1 pseudogene is annotated in these 483 nt (G+C 64.8%); it reads left to right on the top strand.

The features are described from left to right. Positions 1–483 (top strand): annotated as a pseudogene (locus ACNQPL_RS26645) (type IV secretion protein Rhs); the annotation flags it as partial.

Below are 483 nucleotides of genomic sequence, written 5' to 3'. Positions count from 1 at the left end.
GTGGTCGACAACCAGGCTGTCGAAACGCTGACCCAGTACCGCTACGACGAACACGGCCAGCTCAGTGCCGTGGTCAACCGCAACGGCGACACCGTGCGCAGCTTCAGCTACGCCGACGGCGTGATGGTGACCCACAGCAACGCCATTGGCCTGGGCTGCCACTACCGCTGGGAAACCCTCAACGGGAAACCCCGCGTGGTCGAGCACTGGACCAGCGACGGCGAGCACTTCCACTTCCGCTACGACTTCGCAGCGCGCACCAGCTGGGCCACCGACGTGCTGGGCCGCGAGCTGGAGATTCACTACAACGAAGACCACCGCGTCATCGCCAGCCGCGACTACGGCGGCGAACGCTACGCCATCGACCTGGACGATTTCGGCAACATGGTTGGCCTGACCCTGCCGGACGGCAACCAGTTGCACTTCAAGTACGACGAGTTCGCCCGCCTGCTCGAAGAAACCGACCCGCTGGGCCGCACCATC

The sequence above is a fragment of the Pseudomonas sp. LFS044 genome, assembly GCF_047978245.1.
GTDB lineage: Bacteria > Pseudomonadota > Gammaproteobacteria > Pseudomonadales > Pseudomonadaceae > Aquipseudomonas.
The sequence above is the reverse complement of the archived record's forward strand: the minus strand, read 5'-3'. Positions and strand labels throughout refer to the sequence as shown.